Source organism: Mesorhizobium sp. M1163, from assembly GCF_040318415.1.
Lineage (GTDB): Bacteria > Pseudomonadota > Alphaproteobacteria > Rhizobiales > Rhizobiaceae > Mesorhizobium.
Genome location: NZ_JAMYMF010000010.1, coordinates 103,805 through 127,004 on the forward strand (window position 1 = coordinate 103,805; position 23,200 = coordinate 127,004).

The following is a 23,200-nucleotide window of genomic DNA, read 5'->3' on the forward strand; positions in this document are numbered from 1 at the left end:
TTCGGGAAAGATATCGTTTCGCGCCCTTACTGCTGGACGGCGTAGCACTCGATCTTCTTCTTTTTCAAAGCGTTACAAGCCTTCCAGGCGGCGGTCTTCGAACCAAAACCACCGAACCGGGCGCGGTAATAGGTGACGCCGTCTTTGTCGAAGGCGACGGTGAAACCGGAGGCATCGGCCAGAACGGAGGGCACCTGCTTCGTCGCCTTGTCGAGGAAAGCCTTTGCTTCGGATTGCTTTGGCGAAGAGGCGACCTGTATTGCCCAGCCGGATGGCACCGACGCCGTGCTGACCGGATCGACCTCTGCAGCCGGTTCGGCATAGGCTGCGGCGACCCGGGCCGTCGCCACATCGTCCGCTGTCGCCACGGCCGCCGTCTTGACCTTTCTGGTCTGAACGACCGGAGTGGTTTCTTCAACGACGGGAGCATTTTCCTCGACGAGGGAGGCAACGGCATCGTCGTCCGGCTTACTATCCGGCGTCGGCGCGTCATGCTTCGGCAGAAGCACCTTGGCCAGGGCTGAAATCGGATTGCCGCCACCGGCTTTGGCAATCAGCATGCCGCCGCCGCGCGACGACGCCTTCGGCATGTAGGCATTGATCAAGCCGGCCATCTGGCTGTCGCGGCTGCCGCCGGACCTGCCGCCCATGACCACCGCTACGATGCGCCGGTCGCCATCCGATACCGAAGAGACCAGGTTATAGCCGGAGGCGCGGGTATAACCGGTCTTGATGCCGTCGACGCCCTTGATGCGTCCGAGCAGACGGTTATGGCCGTTGATGCGCTGTCGCCCGTAAAGAAAGGAGCGCTGCGAGAAATAGCCGTAATATTGTGGAAAATGCTCTCTCAGGGCGATGCCGAGCAGCGCCATGTCGCGCGCCGTCGTGAACTGCCCGGGATCAGGCAAGCCGTTGGCGTTGCGGAAAACGGTTCCCCGCATGCCCAGCGCCCGCGCCTTGGCGGTCATCATGCGGGCGAAATTGGCCTCATTGCCGCCGAGCATCTCGCCAAGCGCAGTTGCGGAATCGTTTGCCGATTTGGTCACCATCGACAGGATGGCGGTCTCGACCGTGACCGAGCCGCCCCGCTTGACGCCGAGCTTTGTTGGCGGTTCGGCAGCGGCATTGGCCGAGAACACGACCGGAGAATTCCTGCTGATCCTGCCCTTCGCCAATGCCTCGAACGTCAGATAGAGCGTCATCATCTTGGTAAGCGAGGCCGGATAGCGCCGGCCATCGGCATCCGACGAATAAAGCACCTTGCCGGATTTGGCATCGATGACGATGGCCGCCGACTTGGCCGCCATGGATGAAGCCGCGTCCGCGACGACGAAGCTCATCGCCATAGCGAGAATCATGATCGTTTTGAGGGGGGACGCGGATTTGGAAACGAAGCCCGACAACGCCTTACGCACTGATAGTTCCTTTGAATTTCCGTTGCCTTGGAGGCGGCAAAGGGTCCTGCCTCACCTCGGGCCACGCTAACGCGGGCAGCGTTACCAATCCGTTTATGGTAACCGCCGCGTTCACCATTTTCTGCGGGATTGAGCCTCTCTTTATTCGAATCTTAGCGATTGCCGGCGGCTCACGATGCGCATTGCCGCGGAAATCTTGACTTTTTGTGCACTGCACAATATATTTACACGCATTGCACAACGCGGCCCGGACAAGGCACGTCCATCGTCCAAAGGCAACCGTTCAAGGGAATGCGTGAAATGACCCAGACCTATGAAGATTTCAGCAAATACGGCAAGGAATTTGCCGACACCGGATTGAAGAGCTTTGCATCGCTGTCCAAGGGTGCGCAGGCCATCGCCACCGAGGCGGGCGAGTACACCAAGAAAAGTTTTGAGGCCGGCAGCGCCGTTGTCGAGAAGCTCTTCTCCGCCAAGTCGCTGGATAAGGCGATCGAAATCCAGTCCGACTACGCCAAGCAGTCCTATGAGAGCTTCGTCACCGAGGCCACCAAGCTTGGCGATCTCTATGCCGAACTCGCCAAGGAAGCCTACAAGCCGTTCGAATCGATTGTCGCCAAGGCGAAGTAAATTCGACGAACGTTCCAAGCCGGCCCTTGGGCCTCAAAAGACAGACCCGGTCGCGAACGCGCGGCCGGGTTTTTTCATGCCAGCTCGAAATCGGGGTCCTTGCGGTCTTCACGATTTGAAAAATCGGTCAAGTTTGGCCACCTAGCCATATTGTCAGCTAAACAGAAGGGCTTAAAATCGTCCATCGAGCACCTACATGTCGAGCATGCATGAGGATTCGAAAGAGGCAGGACTACGTGACTACAGGTTTGACTGCCACGAGCTACGTGGTGCGAATGCAGAACGGCAGCAACGGCAATGAGGCCGGTCGCGGCACGGCCGTCATCACGCGCACAAAAACCAAGACTAAGAAGCCCAGTCTGTATCGGGTCCTCATCCTTAACGACGACTACACACCCATGGAGTTCGTGGTTCACGTGCTGGAGCGTTTTTTCCAGAAGGATCGCGAAGCCGCCACACGCATAATGCTTCATGTTCACAATCATGGGGTGGGCGAGTGCGGGGTCTATACATTCGAGGTGGCCGAGACCAAAGTGTCTCAGGTCATGGATTTCGCCCGACAGAATCAGCATCCGCTGCAATGCGTGATGGAGAAGAAGTGAGGTAACATGCCGGCTTTCTCCCAAGGCCTGGAAAAGGCGCTTCACCAAGCGCTGACGCTCGCCAATGAGCGGCACCATGAATATGCAACCCTTGAACATTTGCTGCTCGCCCTGATCGACGACACCGAGGCGGCCGCAGTCATGCGTGCCTGCAACGTCGATCTCGACGAGTTGAAGCATACGGTTCTCACCTATATCGACACCGAGCTCGACAATCTCGTCACCGGCTACGATGAAGATTCCAAGCCGACGGCCGGTTTTCAGCGCGTCATCCAGCGCGCGGTGATCCATGTGCAGTCGTCAGGCCGCGAGGAGGTGTCCGGCGCCAACGTGCTCGTCGCCATCTTCGCCGAGCGCGAGAGCCACGCCGCTTATTTCCTGCAGGAACAGCAGATGACCCGCTACGACGCGGTCAACTACATCTCGCATGGCATTGCCAAGCGCCCAGGCGCTTCCGAGACGCGGACGCCGCGCGGCGCCGACGACGAGCAAGGCAGCCAGGGCGGAGCTGAGCCGCAAGAAGAAGGCGGCAAGAAGAAGCAGCAGCAGGACGCGCTGACTGCCTATTGCGTCAACCTGAACAACAAGGCCAAGGCTGGCAAGATCGATCCGCTGATCGGTCGCGAGAGCGAGATCAACCGGACTATCCAGGTGCTGTGCCGCCGGTCCAAGAACAACCCGCTCTATGTCGGCGATCCCGGCGTCGGCAAGACGGCGATCGCCGAAGGCCTCGCCAAGCGCATCGTCGAGGGCGACGTTCCCGAAGTGCTGCACAATGCCACCATCTTCGCGCTCGACATGGGCACGCTGCTGGCCGGCACCCGTTATCGCGGCGATTTCGAGGAGCGGCTGAAGCAGGTCGTCAAGGAGCTCGAGGACTATCCCGGCGCCGTGTTGTTCATCGATGAGATCCACACCGTGATCGGGGCAGGAGCCACCTCTGGCGGCGCCATGGATGCGTCGAACCTGTTGAAGCCGGCGCTGTCGTCCGGCGCGATCCGCTGCATCGGCTCGACCACCTACAAGGAGTTCCGGCAGTTCTTCGAGAAGGACCGCGCGCTGGTGCGGCGATTCCAGAAGATCGACGTCAACGAGCCGACCGTCGAGGACGCCATCGAGATCATGAAGGGACTGAAGCCCTATTTCGAGGAGTTCCACAAGGTTCGCTACACGAGTGAAGCGATCAAGGCTTCGGTCGAGCTCTCGGCGCGTTACATCAACGACCGCAAGCTGCCGGACAAGGCGATCGACGTGATCGACGAGACCGGCGCCTCGCAGATGCTGGTGCCCGAAGCCAAGCGCAAGAAGACCATCGGCATCAAGGAGATCGAAGCGACGATCGCCACGATGGCGCGCATCCCGCCGAAGACGGTTTCCGCCGACGACGAGAAGGTGCTGCAAGGTCTCGACATCGAGTTGAAGCGCGTCGTCTATGGCCAGGACACCGCGATCACCGCGCTGACTTCGGCCATCAAGCTGGCGCGGGCCGGCCTGCGGGAACCGGAAAAGCCGATCGGCTCGTACTTGTTCTCCGGTCCGACCGGTGTCGGCAAGACGGAAGTGGCCAAGCAGCTCGCCGCCTCGCTCGGCGTGGAGCTGATCCGCTTCGACATGTCGGAATATATGGAACGCCACACCGTTTCGCGGCTGATCGGTGCGCCTCCCGGCTATGTCGGCTTCGACCAGGGCGGCCTTCTGACCGACGGCGTCGACCAGCATCCGCATTGCGTGCTGTTGCTGGACGAAGTCGAAAAGGCGCATCCGGACCTGTTCAACATCCTGTTGCAGGTGATGGATCACGGCAAGCTGACCGACCATAACGGTAAGCAGATCGACTTCCGCAATGTCATCCTGATCATGACCACCAATGCGGGCGCATCCGACGCGCAGCGCGCGGCGATCGGTTTCGGTTCGACCAAACGCGAAGGCGACGATGTCGAAGCGATCAACCGGCTGTTCACGCCGGAGTTCCGCAACCGTCTCGATGCGATCATTCCGTTCGGCTCGCTGCCGGTGCCGGTCATCCATCAGGTGGTGCAGAAGTTCGTCATGCAGCTGGAAGCGCAGCTTTCCGAACGCGGCGTGACCTTCGACCTGTCGCAGGATGCAATCGCCTGGCTGGCCGACAAGGGCTATGACGAGCGCATGGGTGCGCGGCCGCTTGGCCGTGTCATTCAGGAGCACATCAAGAAGCCGCTGGCCGACGAGGTGCTGTTCGGCAAGCTCAAGAAGGGCGGCACGGTGCGTGTCACCGTCGAGAAGAAGGAAACCGGCGAGACCGGCCTGAAGCTCGAATCGCTCGCCGACGAGGCGCCGGTGAAGCCGAAGAAGGAAGAGCCGGACGACGTGCCGAAAGCCAAGAAGGCGGTGGCGAAAAAGCCCGCCGGGAAAAAGGCGGTGGCGCAGAAGTCGGAGCCGAAGGGCAAGGATGGCGGCAAGCGCAGCCTGGTGCCGCAACTGCCGCGTAAGAACTGACAATCCTGCAAGTAAAAAAGCCCCGGCAACGGGGCTTTTTTCATGAAGCTTGTGGTCGAGTGTCGGCCGAGCGGCTTCGCCCGATTCAGTTTGCCAGCGCCGTCCGTATCTTGCCGGCGTTCTCAGCCAGGACTTCAGGCTGTTCCATCTGTCCGCTGTGCGGCTTCAAGGGGATGCCTTCGAAGCGCGGAATGACATGGACATGGAGGTGGTAGACGGTCTGGCCCGAAGCTGGTTCGTTGAACTGCATGACCGTGACGCCATCGGCATCGAAGGCCTTCTTTACTGCCCGCGCAACTTTCTGCACGTGAGCGAAGAGGGGGCCAAGCACCGCCGGATCCGCGTCGAGCAGGTTGCGCGACGGCGCTTTCGGCAGGACCAGCGTGTGACCCGGTCCTTGCGGCATCACATCCATGAAGACGATGACCGCATCATCCTCATAGACGCGGTGCGAAGGGATTTCTCCGCGCAGGATTTTTGCGAAAATGTTGCTGCTGTCGTAGGTTGCTTCGGCCATGGCGCACGCTCCGGTTCTTGGCTCGCGGTCTCGTGTAGCGAAGCTGTTGCGGGCGGGCAAGACGATCGGTCGACATCGGCCATGCAGGCTCGAACGTGGTTGAGCGATCGGGCGGGTTTTGCTACTCCGCCATGTCCTTGCGGAACGGGGCGTGCTCTTCCAGATATTCGCTCATCCGCTCGACTTCGCGCCGCTCGCGCTGGAGGTAGTCGGCCACTGCATTGCGCAGACCTGGATGGGCGATGTAGTGCGCCGAATGCATCGTCACCGGCCGGTAGCCGCGCGCCAGCTTGTGCTCGCCCTGCGCACCGGCTTCAACCACCTTCAGCTTTCGCGAGATGGCGAAATCGATCGCCTGATGGTAGCAGACCTCGAAATGCAGGAACGGGTGGTCCTCGATGCAGCCCCAATTGCGGCCGTAGAGCGCGTCTGAACCGATGAAGTTGATGGCGCCGGCTATGTAGCGCCCGTTGCGTTTGGCCATCACCAGCAGGATGTCGTCGGCCATGCGCTCGCCGATCAAGGAGAAGAAATCGCGGTTGAGGTAGGGCCGGCCCCATTTCCTGCTGCCGGTATCCATGTAGAACGCGTAAAAGTCGTCCCAGGCTTTTTCGGTCAGATCCTTGCCGGTCAGCCAGTCGATCGAGATGCCGTCGGCGAGCGCCTCACGCCGCTCCTTTTTCATCGCCTTGCGCTTGCGCGAGGCCAACGTCGAGAGAAAATCGTCGTAGCTCGAAAAGCCTTCGTTGAAGAAGTGAAACTGCTGGTCGGTGCGATGCAGGAAGCCGGCTGCCGCCAAGATCTGGACATCATCCTCCGGCGCGAAGGTGACATGCGCGGAAGACACGCCGAGCTTATCCGTCACCGCCTTTAGGCCGGCCGCAAGGCCGGCCTTGACGGTGGGGCTGTCCTCGCGCTTGCCGACCAGCAGGCGAGGGCCGGTGACGGGTGTGAACGGCACCGCGCATTGCAGCTTCGGATAGTAGCGCCCGCCGGCGCGTTCGAATGCGTCCGACCAGCCATGGTCGAAGACATATTCGCCCTGGCTGTGCGACTTCAGATAGCAGGGGACCGCACCGAGCAGCTTGCCTTGCGCGGTTTCCAGCCTGAGATGATGACCCTGCCAGCCGGTGCGTCGAACGGCGCAGCCGGAATCTTCTAGCGCGCTCAAAAAAGCGAATGAAACAAGCGGGTTGTAGGCGTTTTCTGCCTCGCCCCGCGTTGTGCCGCCGAGGCTGTCCCATTCCGCGCTGGTGAAGGCGCCGATGCCCGCGGCGATGCGGATCGACAGCTCCGCATTCGCCGTTTGTCTGTCGCAGTCGTCCCCTTGATCCATGTGGCTTACTTAAGCTCGCTGCGAACCCATACAAGCCCGTTCAAGCAAGCCGCACAAGATCGGGCTCGAATCCTTCGAACGTCATCTGGTCGGCATATTTGAAGGTCAGGTCGACGGCAGGTTGGTCATGCACTGTCCAGGTGATCACCGGCATGCCGAGCCTTTCACGTACGAACGACACGAACCGGTTCGGCAGGTCGCCGGCGGCGTAGGAGATAAAGGCGATGTCATGCGCCAGCATGGCGAAATGCGCCTCGATCAGATGGTTGTCGTTGCCGTAGGCGGTCAACCCGCCGGGTATGCCGGGTGCATGTTTCGGGAACTCGCGGATCAGCCAATGGTCGAACGACATGATCGCGGTCTTGCCCTTATAGCGCTTGAGCATCTTGCCGACGCCTTCGACCAGGCCTTCGTCGTGTCCGGCAGCGCCTTTCAGCTCGACAACCATCGGCACACGCCCGTCGACCAGATTAAGCGCCTGCTGCAGCGTCGGCAAATGGTCGGCGGTGCCGCCGACCTTCAGCGCCGTGATCTCAGCAGCCGTACGCTGCCAGACGAAGCCGTCCTCGCCGGTCAGCCGCCGCAGATCGCCATCGTGGATGATGACGGGGACGCCGTCGGATGACAGGTGCACGTCGCACTCGATCGCATAGCCGCGCTCGGCTGCCGCGGCGAAGGCGGAAAGAGTGTTCTCCCAGCGCGCCTTGTTCATGTCGTGGAGGCCGCGATGGGCGACGGGCCGGGCAGTCAGCCAGGAAAGGTCGGTCATGGTCGCAGTCACGGTCATTCGACTTCGAAGATCGCTTCGATTTCCACTGCGGCATTAAGCGGCAGGGAGGGGGTGCCGACGGCGGAGCGGGCGTGCTTGCCGCGGTCGCCGAGCACGGCGACGAGAAAATCCGACGCGCCGTTGGCGACCAGATGCTGTTCGACAAAATCCGATGCCGAGGCGACGAAGACGGTGATCTTCACCAGGCGGCGGATCTTGTCGAGATCGCCAAGTGCCGCCTGGGCCTGCGCCAATATGTTGATCGCACAGTATTTTGCGGCTTCCTTTCCGGTCGCGGTCTCGACATCGCGGCCAAGCAGCCCGCTCGCCTGGAGCTTGCCCTCCTTGAGCGGCAACTGCCCGGCGGTGAACAGCAGATTGCCGGTCCTGCAATAGGGAACGTAGTTGGCGGCGGGCGCAGCGGCAGCCGGCAGCGTCACGCCGAGATCGCTTAGCCGCTTTTCGATTGTTTCGCTCATGCTATTTCCCTATTGCTTGAAGGTGCCGCGCAGGCCGGGCCGAAATTGCTATTTTTGCCTCGCTTCCGCCACGACTTTTTTTAAGCTGGACCATCTTTCCATGCGGCCTGCCATTAGCCGCGATGATCGGAGCACCCCATGCGCGCAACGCGCCTCGCATTCAACGCCGTTCTTCTGACAGCGGCTTCCTGGGCGGCTCCCGCTTTTGCGGTGCCGGCGCTGCAGGCGCACCGTGCCGTCTATGATATCACCCTGGACAAGGCGTCGGATCGCTCGGGGATCACCGGCATATCGGGCCGTATGGTCTACGAGTTCAATGGCTCGCCTTGCGAGGGCTACACGGTAAAGTTCCGCCTGGTCACCCAGATCGTCACCAACGACAATACTAGGCTGACCGACCAGCAGATGACCACCTTCGAGGATGCCGAAGGCAAGACCTTCTCCTTCGTCAACAAGTCCTTTGTCGACCAGAACCTCGACAAGGAGGTCAAGGGGACGGCAACGAAGGAGGCCAATGGTCTCAAGGTCGAAATCGACAAGCCCGAGAAGAACAGCCTGGAGCTCGCCGCGACCCAGTTCCCGACCCAGCAAATGGTTGAAATGATCGGCAAGGCGGAAAAGGGCGAGCGTTTTTACGAAACCAACCTGTTCGACGGCTCGGAGGATGCCAACAAGGTGATGACCACCACCGTCGTCGTCGGCAAGCAAGCCAATGCCGACAAGACTGATCCGGAAGTGCCGGCGCTGGCCAAGCTCGCCAGCGACAAATACTGGCCGGTTGACATCGCCTATTTCGACGATACCGACAAAGGCGGCGAGGAAGTGCCGGAATACCGGATCAGCTTCAAGCTGCACGAGAACGGCATCACGCGCGGTCTCGTAATGGACTATGGCGAGTTCTCGATGACCGGCAAGCTGGTCAATCTGTCGCTGTTCGATCAGCCAAAGACCTGCCCGTCGAAATAGGCTCGAACCGACGGCAAGCTGCTGCCGGCTGCTCTCCGCGATAGTGGCGCTTGATCTTGCGGGCATGTTGCACCGACTTGAGCATGCCGCAATTGCATATCAACGTCTTACGACGGTAAGCGCCGCGGGGGGAGCAGGTTGAGCAGGATCGACGTTTTTGTGGCGCCGCGGCCCAATGCGACGCTGATCAAGGCCATGACATTCGTCAACCGCATTGTCATGCTGCACGGCATTCCGGGGCTTCGCGACCTGTTGCCGTTCAACCGTCTGGCCGGTCTGCGCGGCGTCGCCAATGTCCGCCACATCGATTTTCCGGAGGACGACCGGCAAAGGTTGAAGGCTTGTTGCGGCGCGGGCAAGGCGACGTTCATCACGCCCAACCATCCGGAGTTCTTTACCGACTGGATGATCGACAAGGAGGTCGTCTCGCGGGTAAGCCCGCTGGCGGCATCCTGGGCCACGCACGGCGTCGTCAACGGGCTTGGCCGGCTGATGCAGAAATTCTGGCTGGCCAACAATCTAATCGCCCAAATCCCGGGCAATAGCGGGGCCGCCAAGGAACATTCGGTGGCCTGGGCGCTGAAAGGGCACGGCGTTCTCCTGCATCCCGAAGGCGGCGTCGGCTGGCATGCCAACATCGTTGCCCCGCTGCTGCCGGGCGCGGTCGAGATGGGGCTCGAAGCGCTGAAGCGCGGCCGCCTGACGGATCCGGATTTCAAAGTTTGGATCGCGCCCGTGATCTGGAAGCTCGCTTTCACGGGGAATGTCGAGGCAGCGCTGGCAAAGGAGTGCGCCTACGTCGAGCGCAGCCTGAAGATCGAACGCCATGCCGCCGAATCGCTTCCGGAGCGCGTCCATCATATCTATGCGACGTTGCTGTCGCGCGATGAGGCTGCATATGGCCTGCGGTCCGATGAGCGGGTTTCGTATGACACACGTCAGAAGGACCTGCTCATGGAACTCGGCCGTCGCCTTGCTGAACTTGTCTCGGTCGGCGCCGGCACGCTCGACAGTGCCGAGCTTTTGCGCCGGTCGCGCCGCTGGCTGCGAGAAAATACGGATGATACCGGAAGCCGGAAGCAGGTCCGAACGCTGGCGGATACGATCCAGCGCCTGCGGCGTGTCGGGCCGTGGGCTTCAGCCAATCCACGCATCACGCAGGAGGAGATCGCCGAACACTTGAAGCGGATCCGCAACGATTATTGCAAGGGTACACTGCGCGATACGATCGACCGTTTCGTGCCGCAGCCGGCAGGCCCACGCCGCGCCCATATCCGGGTGCCGGTCCCTTTAGGCTTGCACGCCTATAAAGGCTCCGTCGAGGCGGCACTCGTCGAACTGCACGACCGCATGCAGGAGACCATCACCAGCACCATAGCGCAACTCCAGGCCGGCGGCGGCTTCATTTTTTATGCTAATCCCTTCTATCATCGTTAGCGGCGTGTTGGTCGGCGCAAGATGAAGGAGTGCGGCAAGCCCCATGGCGGTCTATGTCGATGCGGCGATCTGGAAATGGGTCGGCCACCGCTGGTGTCATCTGCTGGCAGACGACACCGACGAGTTGCATCGCTTCGCCGCGCAGCTCGGCATCAAGCGCTCGTCCTACCAAGGGCCGCCGAAGACATCGGCGCCGCATTATGACATAACCGGGTTCGAGCGCGACCGCGCGGTGCGGCTCGGCGCCATCGAGTGCAGCCGCGAGGAGATCGTCGCTGTTTTCCGGCGAGTGCGCGTGCCGAGGGGGAAGATGCGACGATGACATTGACGGCATTTTTGGCTTACTGCGCCGCGATCACATTTGCCGCCGCCACGCCTGGTCCGGCGATGTTCACGGTTATCGCCAATGGCGTCTCGCTTGGCTTCGTTTGCGCTTTCCTGGCTGGTCTCGGCATCGCCGCAGGCGACGCGGTACTGGTCACCTTGGCACTGCTCGGTCTCGTCGCGCTGGTACAGGCCTTCGAATGGGTTTTTTTAATCCTGAAGTATGCGGGTGCTGCCTATCTGGTGTTTCTCGGCATCCGGATGTGGCGATCGGCCTCCGCGCGATCGCATGGACAGCACGCAACCCAGGCAAGACTGTCTCGATCGTTTTTCCTCGGTATCTCCATCGCATTGGGCAATCCCAAGGCGATCCTGTTCCACGCCTCTATCATGCCGCTGATTCTTGACCTCAATACGATGACCTTCGCCGATGGGCTCCTCGTGGTTGCGGTCGTGATCTGCGTCAATATCGTCACCATGGGCTTCTACGCTGCGCTCTCCGGGCGGGCTTCGAGCTGGTTCAAGACGCCAAGGCGCATGCGGCTGGTGAACAGGTTTGCCGGCGGCGCCATGATAGGCACCGGTGCGCTGATCGCCGCACGCTGAGTCGCAAGACGCCACAGCGCTTGCGTTTGTCGCGCATCCCCTCTATATGCGCGCTCATTCCACACACGGACTTTGGTGTCTGCCCGGGAGAAATCCGGCGGAAACCTCCGGTGGCGTTCGAGGACCAAGTCCAAAAAATGCCTGTGTCCGTGGAGGCTAACCGGAAAGGAAATAAGAATGGCTCTGCCTGATTTCAGCATGCGCCAGCTATTGGAAGCTGGCATTCACTTCGGCCACCAGACCCACCGCTGGAACCCGAAAATGGCGCCCTATATCTACGGCGCCCGCAACAACATCCACATCATCGACCTCTCGCAGACGGTGCCTTTGCTGCACCAGGCGCTGAAGCAGGTTTCCGACACTGTTGCCAAGGGCGGCCGCGTGCTGTTCGTCGGCACCAAGCGCCAGGCCTCCGACATCGTCGCCGATGCCGCGCAGCGCTCGGCTCAATACTATGTTAACTCGCGCTGGCTCGGCGGCATGCTGACCAACTGGAAGACGATCTCGAATTCCATCCAGCGCCTGCGCAAGCTCGACGAGATGCTGGCCGGCGAGGCTCAGGGCCTGACCAAGAAGGAGCGCCTCAACCTCGATCGCGAGCGTGAGAAGCTCGACAAGGCGCTGGGCGGCATCAAGGATATGGGTTCGACGCCCGATTTGATGTTCGTGATCGATACCAACAAGGAAGCGATCGCCATCCTCGAGGCCAAGCGTCTCGGCATCCCGGTCGTTGCCATCATCGATTCCAACTGCGACCCGGACAAGATCGACTTCCCGATCCCCGGCAATGACGATGCGGCCCGCGCCATCCAGCTCTATTGCGATCTGATTGCCAAGGCTGCGATCGACGGCATCGCCCGCCAGCAGGGCGCACTCGGCGTCGACATCGGCGCATCGGTCGAGGCTCCGGTCGAGCCGGCGCTCGAACCGACCCCGGCCGCCGAGAGCCCGGCAACCCAGACCCCGGAAGCATAATAGCGAAGGCCGGCTGCGGCCTTCATCTTTCCAATATGTTGGCGCGGTAAGCGCTACCGGCACCAGGCGCATCATCGAAACTCGATGGTGCGTCGGTGCATTTAGACAAAGAGGCGACAATGAGCATTTCGGCTGCACAGGTCAAAGAACTCCGCGACTTGACCGGCGCGGGCATGATGGACTGCAAGGCGGCGTTGAACGAGACCAACGGCAACATGGAAGAAGCCATCGACTGGCTGCGCAAGAAGGGCATTTCCAAGGCCGACAAGAAGGCTGGCCGTACTGCTGCCGAAGGCCTGATCGGCGTCGATTCCGGCGTCCGCGAGGCAGCGATCGTCGAGGTCAATTCCGAGACGGATTTCGTTGCGCGCAATGCTGCGTTCCAGGAGATCGTCGCCAATGTCGCGAAGGTCGCGCTTGCCTATGGCGGCAAGACCGAGGCCGTTGCCGCTGCTCCCTATCCGGGCTCGGGCAAGTCGGTCACCGAGACCATCAAGGACGCAGTCGGCACCATCGGCGAGAATCTGGGCTTCCGCCGCTCGGCCAAGCTCACCGTCGAGCACGGCGCTGTCGCAACCTACGTCCACAATGCGGTTGCCGACGGCCTTGGCAAGCTCGGCGTGCTGGTCGCCATCGAGACGACAGGCAACGCGCAGGCCGCCAACGCCTTTGCCCGCCAAGTCGCCATGCATGTCGCCGCCACCAACCCGATGGCCTTGACCACCGAAGAGCTCGATCCGGCCGCGGTCGAGCGCGAGAAGGCGATCTTCGCCGACCAGGCGCGCCAGTCCGGCAAGCCGGAAGCGATCATCGAGAAGATGGTCGAGGGCCGTTTGCGCAAGTTCTACGAAGAGGTCGTGCTGCTCAAGCAGGCTTTCGTGCTCAATCCCGACATCACCGTCGAGAAGGCGCTGAAGGATGCCGAAAGCGAGATCGGCGCGCCGGCCAAAATCGCCGCCTATCTGCGCTTCGCGCTCGGTGAGGGCATCGAGAAGGAAGAGACCGATTTCGCGGCGGAAGTCGCGGCAGCGGTCAAGAAGTAAACTATTCGTTTGAAAGGCTTTTTCGGCCGGGTGTCCGCGAGGATGCCCGGCCGATTTCTTGCGCGGTGTCGATAAAGGCGCGGAGCTTCGGGGCCATCGCGGCGCGGCGCGGGAAATAGAGGAACAGTCCCGGTTCCTCGATCGATGCCTCGCCAAGGACTTCGACCAGCCGGCCTGCCTCGATGTCGGGCTTGACAAGCGGCTCGAACAGATATGCGAGGCCGATGCCGGCAAGGGCCATGTCTTTTGCCGACAGCGGTTCGCTGACGACGACGCTGCCGCGCGTCTCGACGCCGATATCCTTGCCCTGGTCTGACAGATCCCAACGGTAGAGCGCACGTGATCGCAACAGCCGATAGCCGATGCAGTTGCGGGTGGAGAGATCAGCAATTGTTCGCGGCTTTCCGTGGCGGCCGATATAGGCCGGAGAGGCGACAATGGTCGTCCGGAACGGCTGAGTCAGCCGCACCGTCACCATATCCTCGGCGATCATCTCGCCCAGCCGGATGCCGGCGTCGAAACCCTCGCCGACGATATCGCTCAGACGTTCGTCGGTGACGATCTCCACCGTCACGTCAGGGTAACGTTCCGCCATCGCCGTCAGGATGGGCATCAGCGCCAGAGGCAGCGCCAAACGCGGCGCGTTGATCCTGAGCAGTCCGCTTGCCCGGCCTTTGACAGAGCGGATGCGTTCGATCCGGTCGGCAATGTCTTCCAGCGCCGGCTCCGCCGCAGCGACGAGGGCGGTGCCAGCCTCGGTCAGCGAGACGCTGCGTGTGGTGCGGGCAAACAACGGCTGGCCGATTCGCTCCTCCACCAGCCGCACCGCATGGCTGACCGCTGACGGGCTCATGCCGAGCTCGGCGGCCGCCGAGGCGAAGCCGCCACGCCGCGCGACGGCAACGATTATAGGTAGGTGGCTAAGCAGATCGCGATCCATTCATGCATGGTATCGCATAGTCCATTCGGATAATGCAATCTTATCGGATAGGGAAGAAGAACGCATCTTTGGCTGCATCACACGGCAATCGCCGAGCAGCCAAGGAGACGTCCAATGACCGACCTCAAGTCCGAACGAACCCGTAATCTCGAGACAGTGCGTAAATTCTTTGACCTGATGCACCGCAAGGACATTGAGGCATGGGGCAACCTTTGGGCTGAAGATGGCCGAATCCTTGTCTTCTACCCGCCGGCAGGATTTGGAAGCAGCATCGATGGTAAGGCCGCGATCCTGGCGGCCTTCCGAGGCCTCTTCGGCAATTTCGAATCCTTCGACTCCCAGCTGACAGCCGTCTATCCGGCAGCGGATTCGGACGCGATCGTCGTTGAGTACAAGAACCGCGCGATGCTGATTGGCGGCTCTGAATACACCAACAGCAATATCGCGATCTTCCGCTTCGAGAGCGGTCTGATCAGCGCCTACCACGACTATTTCGATCCGCGTCGGTTCCAGGTGGTGGTCGATGCGCTGGCCAAGGCCTGACTGCATATCCCAGGCAAGGACCTCAATCCCGTTTTCAAATTTCAGGAGAAAATCCATGACCATGTCCTACTACACGCTCGGCAACAGCGGGCTGCGTGTCACTCGTCTGGCGCTCGGCACCATGACGTTCGGCACGGAATGGGGCTGGGGCGCGGAGAAGGAAACGGCGCGCGCCTTGGTTGATGCCTATGTCGAAGCCGGTGGCAATTTCTTCGATACCGCCGATCTCTATACCGGTGGCACGGCCGAAACCTGGCTCGGCGAATTCATCGCCGAGCGTGGGCTGCGCGACAAGGCGGTGATCAGTACCAAATTCACCTACAACGCCGAACCGGGTAATCCAAATGCCGGCGGCAACGGCCGTAAGAACATCCTGCGGGCGGTAGACGGTTCGCTGAAGCGGCTCGGCACCGATTACATCGACCTCTACATCCTCCATACCTGGGACAGGCTGACGCCACCGGAGGAGGTGATGCGGACGCTGGACGATCTGGTGCGCGCCGGAAAGATCAGGCATGTCGGTCTGTCCGACGTGCCGGCCTGGTACGCAAGCCGGGCGCAGGCGGTCGCCGAGCATCGCGGTTATGAACCGGTTTCGGCGCTTCAGCTCGAATATTCGCTGGCCGAGCGCAACATCGAGCACGAGTTCGTGCCGTTCGGCACGCGCTATGGCGCCGGAATCATGGTCTGGAGTCCGTTGGCCAGCGGCCTGCTCAGCGGAAAATACTGTTTCGATACAATCGTCAAGGATGGTGGCCGGCTGGAGACAATGCGTGGTTCGACCAATCCCGGTTTCCAGAAATTCACCGACCGCAACTGGCAAATCGTCGCCGAACTGGAGAGGGTTGCCGGCCAGCTCGGCCGCAGCATGGCCCAGGTCGCCCTGAACTGGACGGCAAACAGGCCAGGCATTGCGTCCGTTATCGTCGGCGCCACCAGGCTTGACCAGCTCAAGGACAATCTCGGCGCGCTTGATTTCGACATTCCCGAAGACCTTCGGGCACGGCTCGATGCGGTGAGTCGGCCGGTCACGCCCTTTCCGTATTCGTTCTTCGGCCCAGAAATACAAGGCGGCCTGACCGGTGGGCAGGCGGTCGGCGACAAGCCGGCAAGCTATCTGCCGGACCTGCTCATGCAAGGCACTTTTGCCGGCGTGAGCTGACGGTTATCCCAATCCACGATCCAACTTTCCGGCTCGGGCGCCGCGTGACATAGCGGCGCCCGTCGTGTATCGGAACGCCGAGTGTTTCGGGGCGCCACCGAAGCGCGTCACACGCATGATGACGAGGACCAGATGACGGTGAAGCCCCTCTACCGACGTGTCTTGCTGAAAGCGTCGGGCGAAGCGTTGATGGGCGAACAGCATTTCGGCATCGACGTATCGGTGGTCGACCGCATCGCCGCCGACATTGCCGAGGCCCGCGCACTGGGCATCGAGGTCGGTGTCGTCATCGGCGGCGGCAACATCTTTCGCGGCGTCGCGGTTGCATCAAAAGGCGGAGACCGCGTCACCGGCGACCATATGGGCATGCTTGCCACGGTCATCAATTCGCTGGCGCTACGCACCTCGCTCAACAAGATCGGCGTCGACGCCGTGGTGTTGTCGGCGATCGCCATGCCCGAGCTGTGCGAAAGTTTTTCGCAGCGTCAGGCAACCGCCTACATGAACCAGGGCAAGGTCGTCATCTTCGCCGGTGGCACCGGCAATCCGTTTTTCACTACCGATTCGGCTGCAGCCCTTCGCGCCGCCGAGATCGGCGCCGATGCTTTGTTCAAGGGCACTCAGGTCGATGGCGTCTATTCGGCTGATCCCAAGAAGGACCCGAACGCGACACGCTTCGAGCGCATCAGCCATAGCGACGTCATAAAACGCGGGCTTTCGATCATGGATACCGCGGCGATTGCACTTGCGCGCGAAAACAACATTCCGATAATCGTCTATTCGATCCACGAGAAGGGTGGTTTCGGTGATATCCTGCGTGGCGGCGGCCGTTGCACGGTTGTCGCCGACGATTAATCCGGACCGTGAACCCGAAAAAGGGACCAGTTCGCGGATTGAGGCTCGAACAGGGTTTTACCCTCAAGGCAGTGAACCCGGGCTAAACGGGTCGAGGAGACGATGATGAGTGGCGAATACGACGATCTCAAACGGCGCATGGACGGGGCGATCGCCGCGTTCAAGCATGATCTGGCTTCGCTGCGCACCGGCCGCGCGTCGAGCAGCCTGCTCGACGCCATCCAGGTGCAGGCCTACGGCACCGCCATGCCGATCAACCAGGTGGCAACCGTGTCGGTGCCGGAGCCGCGCATGATCTCGGTTTCGGTCTGGGACAAGTCGATGGTCAGTGCCGTCGACCGCGCCATCCGTGAATCCAATCTCGGCTTCAATCCTATCGTAGACGGCACCAATCTCAGGATCCCGTTGCCTGAACTCAACGAGCAGCGCCGCAAGGAGCTTGTCAAGATCTCGCACGGCTATGCCGAGAATGCCCGCGTCGCTGTGCGTCACGTTCGCCGGGACGGCATGGACTTTCTGAAAAAGGCGGAAAAGGACGGCGACATCAGCGAGGACGACCACCGCAAACGGGCCGACCAGGTTCAGAAACTAACCGACGAGACAATCAGCACCATCGACCACCTGCTTTCCGACAAGGAAGCGGAAATCATGCAGGTCTAGGGTCTAGCCACGGCTGGCCCGGAAGCGAGAACATGGCAACGCCCGCGCATGTCGCGATCATCATGGACGGAAACGGACGCTGGGCCAAGGCGCGCGGCTTGCCGCGGCTCGCCGGTCACCGCGCCGGCGTCGAAGCGCTGCGCAAGACGGTGCGCGCCGCCCCTAACCTGGGCATCTCCTTCCTGACCGTCTACGCTTTCTCGTCGGAAAACTGGTCACGGCCGAAATCCGAAGTCAGCGACCTCATGGGCCTGCTGAAGCTTTTCATCCGACGCGATCTCGCCGAGTTGCACCAGAGCGGCGTCCGAATCAGGGTCATCGGTGACAGGGCGGGGCTGCAGCCCGACATAAGAGGCCTGCTCGAGGAAGCCGAAACGCTCACTCTCCGCAACGAGGCGCTGACGCTGGTCATCGCCTTCAATTATGGCGGGCGCGACGAGATCGTCCGCACAGCGCGCAAGCTCGCCGCGGCGGTGGCGCGTGGCGAGATCGACAGCGAAGCGATCACGGCAGAGTCCTTCGCCAACTCGCTCGACACAGAGGGCATCCCGGATCCGGAACTGGTCATCCGCACCAGCGGCGAGCTTCGGCTGTCGAATTTCCTGTTATGGCAGGCCGCCTACAGCGAACTTGTTTTCCTGCCTTGCTACTGGCCCGACTTCAGTCGCGAGCACCTGTCCGATGCACTGCGCGATTTCGCCGGCCGCGAGCGCCGCTTCGGCGGACTTGCCGCCCAAGACGTCGCCTCGGGCTGAGGGATGAGCAACCTTCAGCTCCGCGTCATTTCGGCCGTCGTGCTTGCCATCGTCACGCTCGGCCTGACCTGGCTTGGCGGACTGCCCTTCCGGTTGCTTTGCGCTGCCATGGCGGCGGTGATCTTCTACGAGTGGACGCGGATGAGCCGTCCAGCTGCCCCGACAGGTGTTAATGCTGCGACAGGTCTTGGCTTTCTGCCCGAAGCGCTGATCGTGGTCTTTATCGGTGCCCTCATCGCCGGCCTGTCAGCGTCTTTGCTGCTGCCGCTCGTCGCGGCTCTGGTTGTTGTCGCTGCCATCGCGGCGTCGATGCGCAAGGCAGGACCGTGGGAAGCATCCGGCCTTGCCTATGCGGCGGTTTCCGGCCTGTCGCTGGCCTTCTTGCGCGACGGCGACCGTTCCGGGCTGCTGGCCATCCTCTTTCTGTTCGCCGTGGTTTGGGCGACCGATATTTTTGCATATTTCGTCGGCCGCTCCGTCGGTGGTCCAAGGCTGGCGCCGTCGATCTCGCCGGGCAAGACGCGGAGCGGGGCGCTCGGCGGGGCGATCGGCGGCGTGGTGGCCGGGCTGCTTCTGGCCGCCGTAGCCGGAACGGGCAACCTTGTCGTGCTTGGCGTGATCGCACTGGTGCTTTCGATTGTCGCGCAAGCCGGCGACCTGTTCGAATCATGGGTCAAGCGACACCACGGCCGTAAGGACTCCGGCGCGCTGATACCCGGCCATGGCGGCATCATGGACCGGGTCGACGGGCTTGTCGCGGCGGCTTTCGCCCTATACGTCATCGGCTGGATTTCCGCGACCGCCGACCATCCGGCACAGGGACTGTTCCCGGTTTGAGCGGCATCCGACGGCGGGCTGGTGCGGGTTGCGCCATGGATTCGCCTGGATTGATGTCACAGTCGCGGCGTGACCTGCGCCGTGGATGAATTTGAGGGCATGAATTGAACGAGATTCTTCACGCGGTTTTCAGCACAGAGGGCTTTGTCCTCGGCACGCTGGTGCCTTTCTTGTTCGTGCTGACCGTGGTCGTTTTCGTCCACGAAATGGGCCACTACCTCGTCGGCCGCTGGTGCGGTATCGGCGCAAAGGCCTTTTCGATCGGTTTCGGCCCTGAAATCATCGGCTTCAACGACAGCCGCGGCACACGCTGGAAGCTTTGCGCCATACCGCTCGGCGGCTACGTCAAGTTCGTCGGCGACATGAACGCGACGTCGAGCCAACCCAGCTCGGAGGAGATCGAGGCGCTGAGCGACGAAGAACGCAAGGTCGCCTTCCACACGCAGCCGATCTGGAAGCGCGCGGCGACAGTGGTGGCGGGGCCGCTGTTCAACTTCCTGCTGACGATTGCTGTCTTTTCCGTGCTTTTTTCTGTCCATGGCCGTCCCGTGCTGGAGCCGATGGTGGCTGAGGTTACCGTCGGCAGTCCGGCGGCGGCGGCCGGCATCATGCCCGGCGACCGATTCGTCAGCGTCGACGGCAGCAAGGTCGAGACCTTTGCCGACGTCCAGCGTCTGGTCTCCGGCCGTGCCGGCGACAGCATCACCTTCGTCATGCTACGCGGCGGCAAGGAAATCACCGTCACGGCGACGCCGCGCTTGATGGAACAACAGGACGCACTGGGCAACAAGGTCCAGGTGGCCGTGATCGGCGTCGTCAACAACAAGGAACTCGGCCAGCCACGGCTGATCACCTACAGTCCGGCCGGGGCGGTCGGGGCAGCGGTCCAGGAAACCGGACACGTCATTCAGCGCACCGGCCAGTTCCTGCAACGTTTCGTTGTCGGTCGCGAGGACAAGTGCCAGCTGGGCGGCCCTATCAAGATCGCCAAGATGTCGGGTCAGGCGGCAAAGCTCGGCTTTGAATGGCTCGTACAGCTTGTTGCATTCCTGTCAGTCGGGATCGGGATTCTCAACCTTTTGCCGATTCCCCCCCTCGACGGAGGGCATCTTCTGTTCTACGGCGTGGAGGCTGTCATCCGGCGGCCGGTGTCCGAACGGATGATGGAAATGGCTTACCGAAGCGGCCTCATATTGGTGCTCGGCTTCATGGGCTTTGTTTTCTGGAACGATCTGTTTGGGTGCTGAAATCATGAAGGAATTTGGCTTCGGCACGAGCAATGTTGAGACGCCGTTTACCATGCGTGGGGATATGCGTGACGCGAAAGCCACGGCACAGGGTTAAGTAAATACAAATTAACCAGAAGCCTTGCGTGTAGGGAAAATCCGGTTAATACGGTAGGGGAAATTACCGCACGTCCGGTTTTCTCGCCGTGGGGACTTCGAGAAAAGGTACAAAAGCCCGATGAAGGCAGCATCCAAGTTTCTGAGCGCCGCGTCCGCGGTGGCTATGTCCGCCGCTCTGGTTGTACCAGGCGCGCTCGCAGTGCAGTTCGTTGCCACATCGGCCGCCGAGGCGGCTGTCGTCTCCAGAGTCGAAGTCACCGGCAATCAGCGTGTCGACGCGGACACCATCCGCAATTACGTGACGATCAAGCCGGGCAAGGCGTTTTCCAGCTCCGACATCGACGATGCGGTCAAGGCGCTGTTCGGCACCGGGCTGTTTTCGGACGTGCAGATCAACCAAGTCGGATCGACGCTGGTCATCAAGGTTTCCGAATACCAGGTCGTCAACCAGGTGCTGTTCCAGGGCAACAAGAAGCTCAAGGACAACGCGCTTGAAGCTGCGGTGCAATTGAAGCCGCGCAGCACCTTCTCGCAACAGCAACTCGACACCGACGTTGAGGCGGTCAAGGCCGCTTACAGGCGTATCGGCCGCGACGACGCCGCCGTGACCACCCAGATCATGGATCTCGGCGACAACCGCGTGAACGTGGTCTTCAACATCAACGAAGGCGGCCGCACCCAGATCGCAGCGATCAATTTCGTCGGCAACAGCGCCTATTCGAGCCGCCGTCTGTCGGACATCATCTCCACCAAGCGCTCGTCCTTCCTTTCCTTCGTGCTGCGCGACGACGTCTATGACGAGGACAAGCTGCGGGCCGACCAAGAGCTGTTGCGCCGCTTCTATTACAATCACGGCTATGCCGACTTCCAGGTCGTGTCGGCTGTCGGCGAACTCGACGACACCACCAACAAATACACCGTCACCATCACGGTGCAGGAGGGCGAGCGTTATACGTTCGGCGATGTCAGTGTCGAAAGCACAATCCCCGAGGTCGACAGCAAGTCGCTTGAATCGGTAGTCCAGACCCACAAGGGCGATGTCTATAACGCCAAGGACGTCGAGGACACGATCATCGCGCTGACCGAGAAAGTCGCCGGTTCGGGCTATGCCTTCGCCCAGGTGACGCCGCGCGGCGATCGCAACTTCGAAAACCACACGATCTCGGTTGTGTATACAATCGACCAGGGCACCAAGGCCTATATCGAGCGCATCGAGATCCGCGGAAACGATCGAACGCGCGACTACGTCATTCGCCGTGAATTCGATGTCAGCGAAGGCGATGCGTTCAACCAGGTTCTCGTCCAGCGCGCGAAGAGGCGGCTGGAAGCGCTCGATTATTTTGAGAAAGTCGAGATTTCCACCGTTCCGGGCTCTGAGCCGGACCAGGTGGTGTTGGTGGTCGACGTAGTCGAGAAGTCGACCGGTGAATTCTCGATCGGTGCCGGCTATTCGACTGGTGGCGAAACGTCAGGTCCGTCCGTCGAAGGTTCCATCAGTGAGCGCAATTTCCTCGGTCGCGGCCAATTCATCAAGGTGGCGGCGGGCGGCGGCAAGAACTCGCGCGACTACAGCTTCTCTTTCACCGAACCTTATTTCCTTGGGCGGCGCATCGCGGCCGGCTTCGACATCTACAAGCAGAGCCGAAACTACGACCATTACGACAGCGATACGACGGGCGCGACAGTGCGTTTCGGTCTGCCGATCACCGACAACATCACGACGCAGCTCGCGTACAATATCGCGCAAGAGAAGTACGAGTTCGACGAAGACTGCGACCCAATGGCCGGTTGCAACGTCTCCCAGGCGATCCAAAACGGAGTTAACGAGAGCCCATGGCTCAAGTCGTCGGTCAGCCTCGGCCTGATCTACAACACCATCGACGACATGAAGAACCCGCATGACGGCCTTTATGCCAACGTCAACACCGAAGTGGCCGGCGTCGGCGGCGACGCCAAGTTCATCAAGGTCACGGCGCGCGGCAGCATCTATCAGACGTTGTCCGAACAATTGGATCTGGTAGGCCTCATTTCGGGCGGCGCCGGCCATGTCCAGGGATATGGCAGCGGCGACCTGCGTGTCTTCGACCATTTCCAGAGCAGCGACCGGATGATCCGCGGCTTCGAATATGGTGGCATCGGTCCGGTTGCCTTGGACAACCGCAACGACCATCTCGGCGGCACCACTTATTTCAATGCCTCGGCCGAAGCGCAGTTCCCGCTGCCGGTCATCCCGGAAAGCTTCGGCCTGCGCGGGGCAGTGTTTGCCGACGCGGCAACGCTCTACGGCAGCAAGATTGCAAGTGGCCTTGTCGATCCGTCGACAACCGGAATGGAATGGCGCGCTTCTGTCGGCGTCGGCCTGATGTGGGCATCGCCCTTCGGTCCGATCCGCATCGACTATGCGATCCCGGTCAAGAAGGAAAAGACCGACGACGTGCAGGAGTTCAACTTCGGCATATCGACCCGCTTCTGATGTGCGGGTAACGATGCTTCCGGCTCGTTTGGATCCGGATGGGCGGTGATCCGAC

The 23,200-nt window shown here is 61.3% G+C and carries 23 protein-coding genes; 17 read left to right on the plus strand and 6 right to left on the minus strand.

All coding sequences use genetic code 11. From position 1 onward, the window contains the following. Positions 1–26: 26 nt before the first annotated feature. Complete coding sequence (locus tag NKH43_RS12215) at positions 27–1,415, minus strand: SPOR domain-containing protein (protein ID WP_352494596.1); 1,389 nt, start codon at positions 1,413–1,415, stop codon at positions 27–29. A 300-nt stretch (positions 1,416–1,715) separates the two neighbouring features. Between NKH43_RS12215 and NKH43_RS12220 the strand changes: the two genes are divergently transcribed. The 3 genes from NKH43_RS12220 (at position 1,716) to clpA (ending at position 5,122) form a co-directional block, all read left to right on the plus strand. Further along, a complete protein-coding gene (locus tag NKH43_RS12220) occupies positions 1,716–2,045 on the plus strand; it encodes a phasin family protein (RefSeq protein WP_023717745.1) in 330 nt (109 codons plus the stop codon). 275 nt (positions 2,046–2,320) lie between these two features. Beyond that, positions 2,321–2,647 (plus strand): ATP-dependent Clp protease adapter ClpS, encoded by a 327-nt coding sequence (clpS, locus tag NKH43_RS12225; protein WP_023717744.1) that lies wholly within the window; start codon positions 2,321–2,323, stop codon positions 2,645–2,647. Positions 2,648–2,653: 6 nt separating this feature from the next. Next, positions 2,654–5,122 carry an ATP-dependent Clp protease ATP-binding subunit ClpA gene (gene clpA, locus NKH43_RS12230; protein ID WP_023717743.1) on the plus strand — a complete coding sequence of 823 codons (2,469 nt, stop codon included), beginning with the start codon at positions 2,654–2,656 and terminating at the stop codon, positions 5,120–5,122. Between the two features lie 85 nt (positions 5,123–5,207). Here the strand turns inward: clpA and NKH43_RS12235 are convergent, their stop codons facing one another. From NKH43_RS12235 to NKH43_RS12250, 4 genes are all read right to left on the minus strand, one after another. Next, positions 5,208–5,639, minus strand: a complete 432-nt coding sequence (locus tag NKH43_RS12235) for an HIT family protein (RefSeq protein WP_352858297.1) — start codon at positions 5,637–5,639, stop codon at positions 5,208–5,210. A gap of 121 nt (positions 5,640–5,760) precedes the next feature. Beyond that, entirely contained in the window at positions 5,761–6,975 is a 1,215-nt protein-coding gene (locus NKH43_RS12240) for a GNAT family N-acetyltransferase (protein WP_352858300.1), read from the minus strand. A 40-nt stretch (positions 6,976–7,015) separates the two neighbouring features. Then, positions 7,016–7,744, minus strand: coding sequence for a glycerophosphodiester phosphodiesterase (locus tag NKH43_RS12245; RefSeq protein WP_023717740.1), 729 nt, complete (start codon positions 7,742–7,744; stop codon positions 7,016–7,018). Positions 7,745–7,758: 14 nt separating this feature from the next. Then, on the minus strand, positions 7,759–8,223 hold the full coding sequence (locus tag NKH43_RS12250) for a RidA family protein (protein ID WP_352858303.1): 465 nt from the start codon (positions 8,221–8,223) through the stop codon (positions 7,759–7,761). A 138-nt stretch (positions 8,224–8,361) separates the two neighbouring features. Here NKH43_RS12250 and NKH43_RS12255 point away from each other — a divergent pair, with 138 nt between their 5' ends. From NKH43_RS12255 to tsf, 6 genes are all read left to right on the plus strand, one after another. After that, positions 8,362–9,189 carry a cell envelope integrity EipB family protein gene (locus NKH43_RS12255; RefSeq protein WP_023717738.1) on the plus strand — a complete coding sequence of 276 codons (828 nt, stop codon included), beginning with the start codon at positions 8,362–8,364 and terminating at the stop codon, positions 9,187–9,189. 138 nt (positions 9,190–9,327) lie between these two features. Then, complete coding sequence (locus NKH43_RS12260; protein ID WP_352858306.1) at positions 9,328–10,626, plus strand: lysophospholipid acyltransferase family protein; 1,299 nt, start codon at positions 9,328–9,330, stop codon at positions 10,624–10,626. A 43-nt stretch (positions 10,627–10,669) separates the two neighbouring features. Next, positions 10,670–10,948 (plus strand): DUF4031 domain-containing protein, encoded by a 279-nt coding sequence (locus NKH43_RS12265; RefSeq protein WP_023717736.1) that lies wholly within the window; start codon positions 10,670–10,672, stop codon positions 10,946–10,948. Continuing rightward, complete coding sequence (locus NKH43_RS12270; RefSeq protein WP_352858309.1) at positions 10,945–11,556, plus strand: LysE family translocator; 612 nt, start codon at positions 10,945–10,947, stop codon at positions 11,554–11,556. Before NKH43_RS12265 ends, NKH43_RS12270 begins: the two co-directional genes overlap by 4 nt. 177 nt (positions 11,557–11,733) lie before the next feature. Beyond that, positions 11,734–12,531, plus strand: a complete 798-nt coding sequence (gene rpsB, locus NKH43_RS12275; protein ID WP_023717734.1) for a 30S ribosomal protein S2 — start codon at positions 11,734–11,736, stop codon at positions 12,529–12,531. A 119-nt stretch (positions 12,532–12,650) separates the two neighbouring features. Further along, entirely contained in the window at positions 12,651–13,574 is a 924-nt protein-coding gene (tsf, locus tag NKH43_RS12280) for a translation elongation factor Ts (protein WP_023717733.1), read from the plus strand. A gap of 1 nt (position 13,575) precedes the next feature. Here the strand turns inward: tsf and NKH43_RS12285 are convergent, their stop codons facing one another. Next, positions 13,576–14,514, minus strand: a complete 939-nt coding sequence (locus NKH43_RS12285) for a LysR family transcriptional regulator (RefSeq protein WP_023717732.1) — start codon at positions 14,512–14,514, stop codon at positions 13,576–13,578. 114 nt (positions 14,515–14,628) lie between these two features. On the opposite strand from NKH43_RS12285, the gene NKH43_RS12290 reads away from it, so the two are divergent. From NKH43_RS12290 to bamA, 8 genes are all read left to right on the plus strand, one after another. Next, entirely contained in the window at positions 14,629–15,057 is a 429-nt protein-coding gene (locus NKH43_RS12290; protein ID WP_352482295.1) for a nuclear transport factor 2 family protein, read from the plus strand. Between the two features lie 55 nt (positions 15,058–15,112). Further along, positions 15,113–16,219, plus strand: coding sequence for an aldo/keto reductase (locus tag NKH43_RS12295; RefSeq protein WP_352858312.1), 1,107 nt, complete (start codon positions 15,113–15,115; stop codon positions 16,217–16,219). 132 nt (positions 16,220–16,351) lie between these two features. Further along, the gene (pyrH, locus tag NKH43_RS12300) at positions 16,352–17,074 is read left to right on the plus strand and encodes a UMP kinase (protein WP_023717729.1); all 723 of its coding nucleotides are present in this window, start codon (positions 16,352–16,354) and stop codon (positions 17,072–17,074) included. A gap of 105 nt (positions 17,075–17,179) precedes the next feature. Then, positions 17,180–17,734, plus strand: a complete 555-nt coding sequence (gene frr / locus NKH43_RS12305) for a ribosome recycling factor (protein ID WP_084642476.1) — start codon at positions 17,180–17,182, stop codon at positions 17,732–17,734. Positions 17,735–17,766: 32 nt separating this feature from the next. Continuing rightward, positions 17,767–18,489, plus strand: a complete 723-nt coding sequence (locus NKH43_RS12310) for an isoprenyl transferase (protein WP_023717727.1) — start codon at positions 17,767–17,769, stop codon at positions 18,487–18,489. Between the two features lie 3 nt (positions 18,490–18,492). Next, positions 18,493–19,326, plus strand: coding sequence for a phosphatidate cytidylyltransferase (locus NKH43_RS12315; RefSeq protein ID WP_352858315.1), 834 nt, complete (start codon positions 18,493–18,495; stop codon positions 19,324–19,326). Between the two features lie 104 nt (positions 19,327–19,430). Beyond that, positions 19,431–20,573 carry an RIP metalloprotease RseP gene (gene rseP / locus NKH43_RS12320; RefSeq protein ID WP_352482672.1) on the plus strand — a complete coding sequence of 381 codons (1,143 nt, stop codon included), beginning with the start codon at positions 19,431–19,433 and terminating at the stop codon, positions 20,571–20,573. Between the two features lie 217 nt (positions 20,574–20,790). After that, positions 20,791–23,145: an outer membrane protein assembly factor BamA gene (gene bamA / locus NKH43_RS12325; RefSeq protein WP_352858319.1), complete on the plus strand. Its 2,355-nt coding sequence runs from the start codon at positions 20,791–20,793 to the stop codon at positions 23,143–23,145. Positions 23,146–23,200 lie beyond the last annotated feature (55 nt).

What these genes read in the sequence shown, in the direction of transcription:
- frr (WP_084642476.1), top strand. Translation starts at nt 17,180, where the DNA reads ATGAGTGGCGAATACGACGATCTCAAACGGCGCATGGACGGGGCGATC.
- clpS (WP_023717744.1), top strand. Translation starts at nt 2,321, where the DNA reads ATGCAGAACGGCAGCAACGGCAATGAGGCCGGTCGCGGCACGGCCGTC.
- NKH43_RS12310 (WP_023717727.1), top strand. Translation starts at nt 17,767, where the DNA reads ATGGCAACGCCCGCGCATGTCGCGATCATCATGGACGGAAACGGACGC.
- NKH43_RS12285 (WP_023717732.1), bottom strand. Translation starts at nt 14,514, where the DNA reads ATGGATCGCGATCTGCTTAGCCACCTACCTATAATCGTTGCCGTCGCG.
- clpA (WP_023717743.1), top strand. Translation starts at nt 2,654, where the DNA reads ATGCCGGCTTTCTCCCAAGGCCTGGAAAAGGCGCTTCACCAAGCGCTG.
- NKH43_RS12295 (WP_352858312.1), top strand. Translation starts at nt 15,113, where the DNA reads ATGACCATGTCCTACTACACGCTCGGCAACAGCGGGCTGCGTGTCACT.
- NKH43_RS12235 (WP_352858297.1), bottom strand. Translation starts at nt 5,639, where the DNA reads ATGGCCGAAGCAACCTACGACAGCAGCAACATTTTCGCAAAAATCCTG.
- bamA (WP_352858319.1), top strand. Translation starts at nt 20,791, where the DNA reads ATGAAGGCAGCATCCAAGTTTCTGAGCGCCGCGTCCGCGGTGGCTATG.
- NKH43_RS12265 (WP_023717736.1), top strand. Translation starts at nt 10,670, where the DNA reads ATGGCGGTCTATGTCGATGCGGCGATCTGGAAATGGGTCGGCCACCGC.
- NKH43_RS12290 (WP_352482295.1), top strand. Translation starts at nt 14,629, where the DNA reads ATGACCGACCTCAAGTCCGAACGAACCCGTAATCTCGAGACAGTGCGT.
- rpsB (WP_023717734.1), top strand. Translation starts at nt 11,734, where the DNA reads ATGGCTCTGCCTGATTTCAGCATGCGCCAGCTATTGGAAGCTGGCATT.
- NKH43_RS12255 (WP_023717738.1), top strand. Translation starts at nt 8,362, where the DNA reads ATGCGCGCAACGCGCCTCGCATTCAACGCCGTTCTTCTGACAGCGGCT.
- pyrH (WP_023717729.1), top strand. Translation starts at nt 16,352, where the DNA reads ATGACGGTGAAGCCCCTCTACCGACGTGTCTTGCTGAAAGCGTCGGGC.
- NKH43_RS12270 (WP_352858309.1), top strand. Translation starts at nt 10,945, where the DNA reads ATGACATTGACGGCATTTTTGGCTTACTGCGCCGCGATCACATTTGCC.
- NKH43_RS12220 (WP_023717745.1), top strand. Translation starts at nt 1,716, where the DNA reads ATGACCCAGACCTATGAAGATTTCAGCAAATACGGCAAGGAATTTGCC.
- NKH43_RS12250 (WP_352858303.1), bottom strand. Translation starts at nt 8,223, where the DNA reads ATGAGCGAAACAATCGAAAAGCGGCTAAGCGATCTCGGCGTGACGCTG.
- tsf (WP_023717733.1), top strand. Translation starts at nt 12,651, where the DNA reads ATGAGCATTTCGGCTGCACAGGTCAAAGAACTCCGCGACTTGACCGGC.
- NKH43_RS12240 (WP_352858300.1), bottom strand. Translation starts at nt 6,975, where the DNA reads ATGGATCAAGGGGACGACTGCGACAGACAAACGGCGAATGCGGAGCTG.
- NKH43_RS12315 (WP_352858315.1), top strand. Translation starts at nt 18,493, where the DNA reads ATGAGCAACCTTCAGCTCCGCGTCATTTCGGCCGTCGTGCTTGCCATC.
- NKH43_RS12245 (WP_023717740.1), bottom strand. Translation starts at nt 7,744, where the DNA reads ATGACCGACCTTTCCTGGCTGACTGCCCGGCCCGTCGCCCATCGCGGC.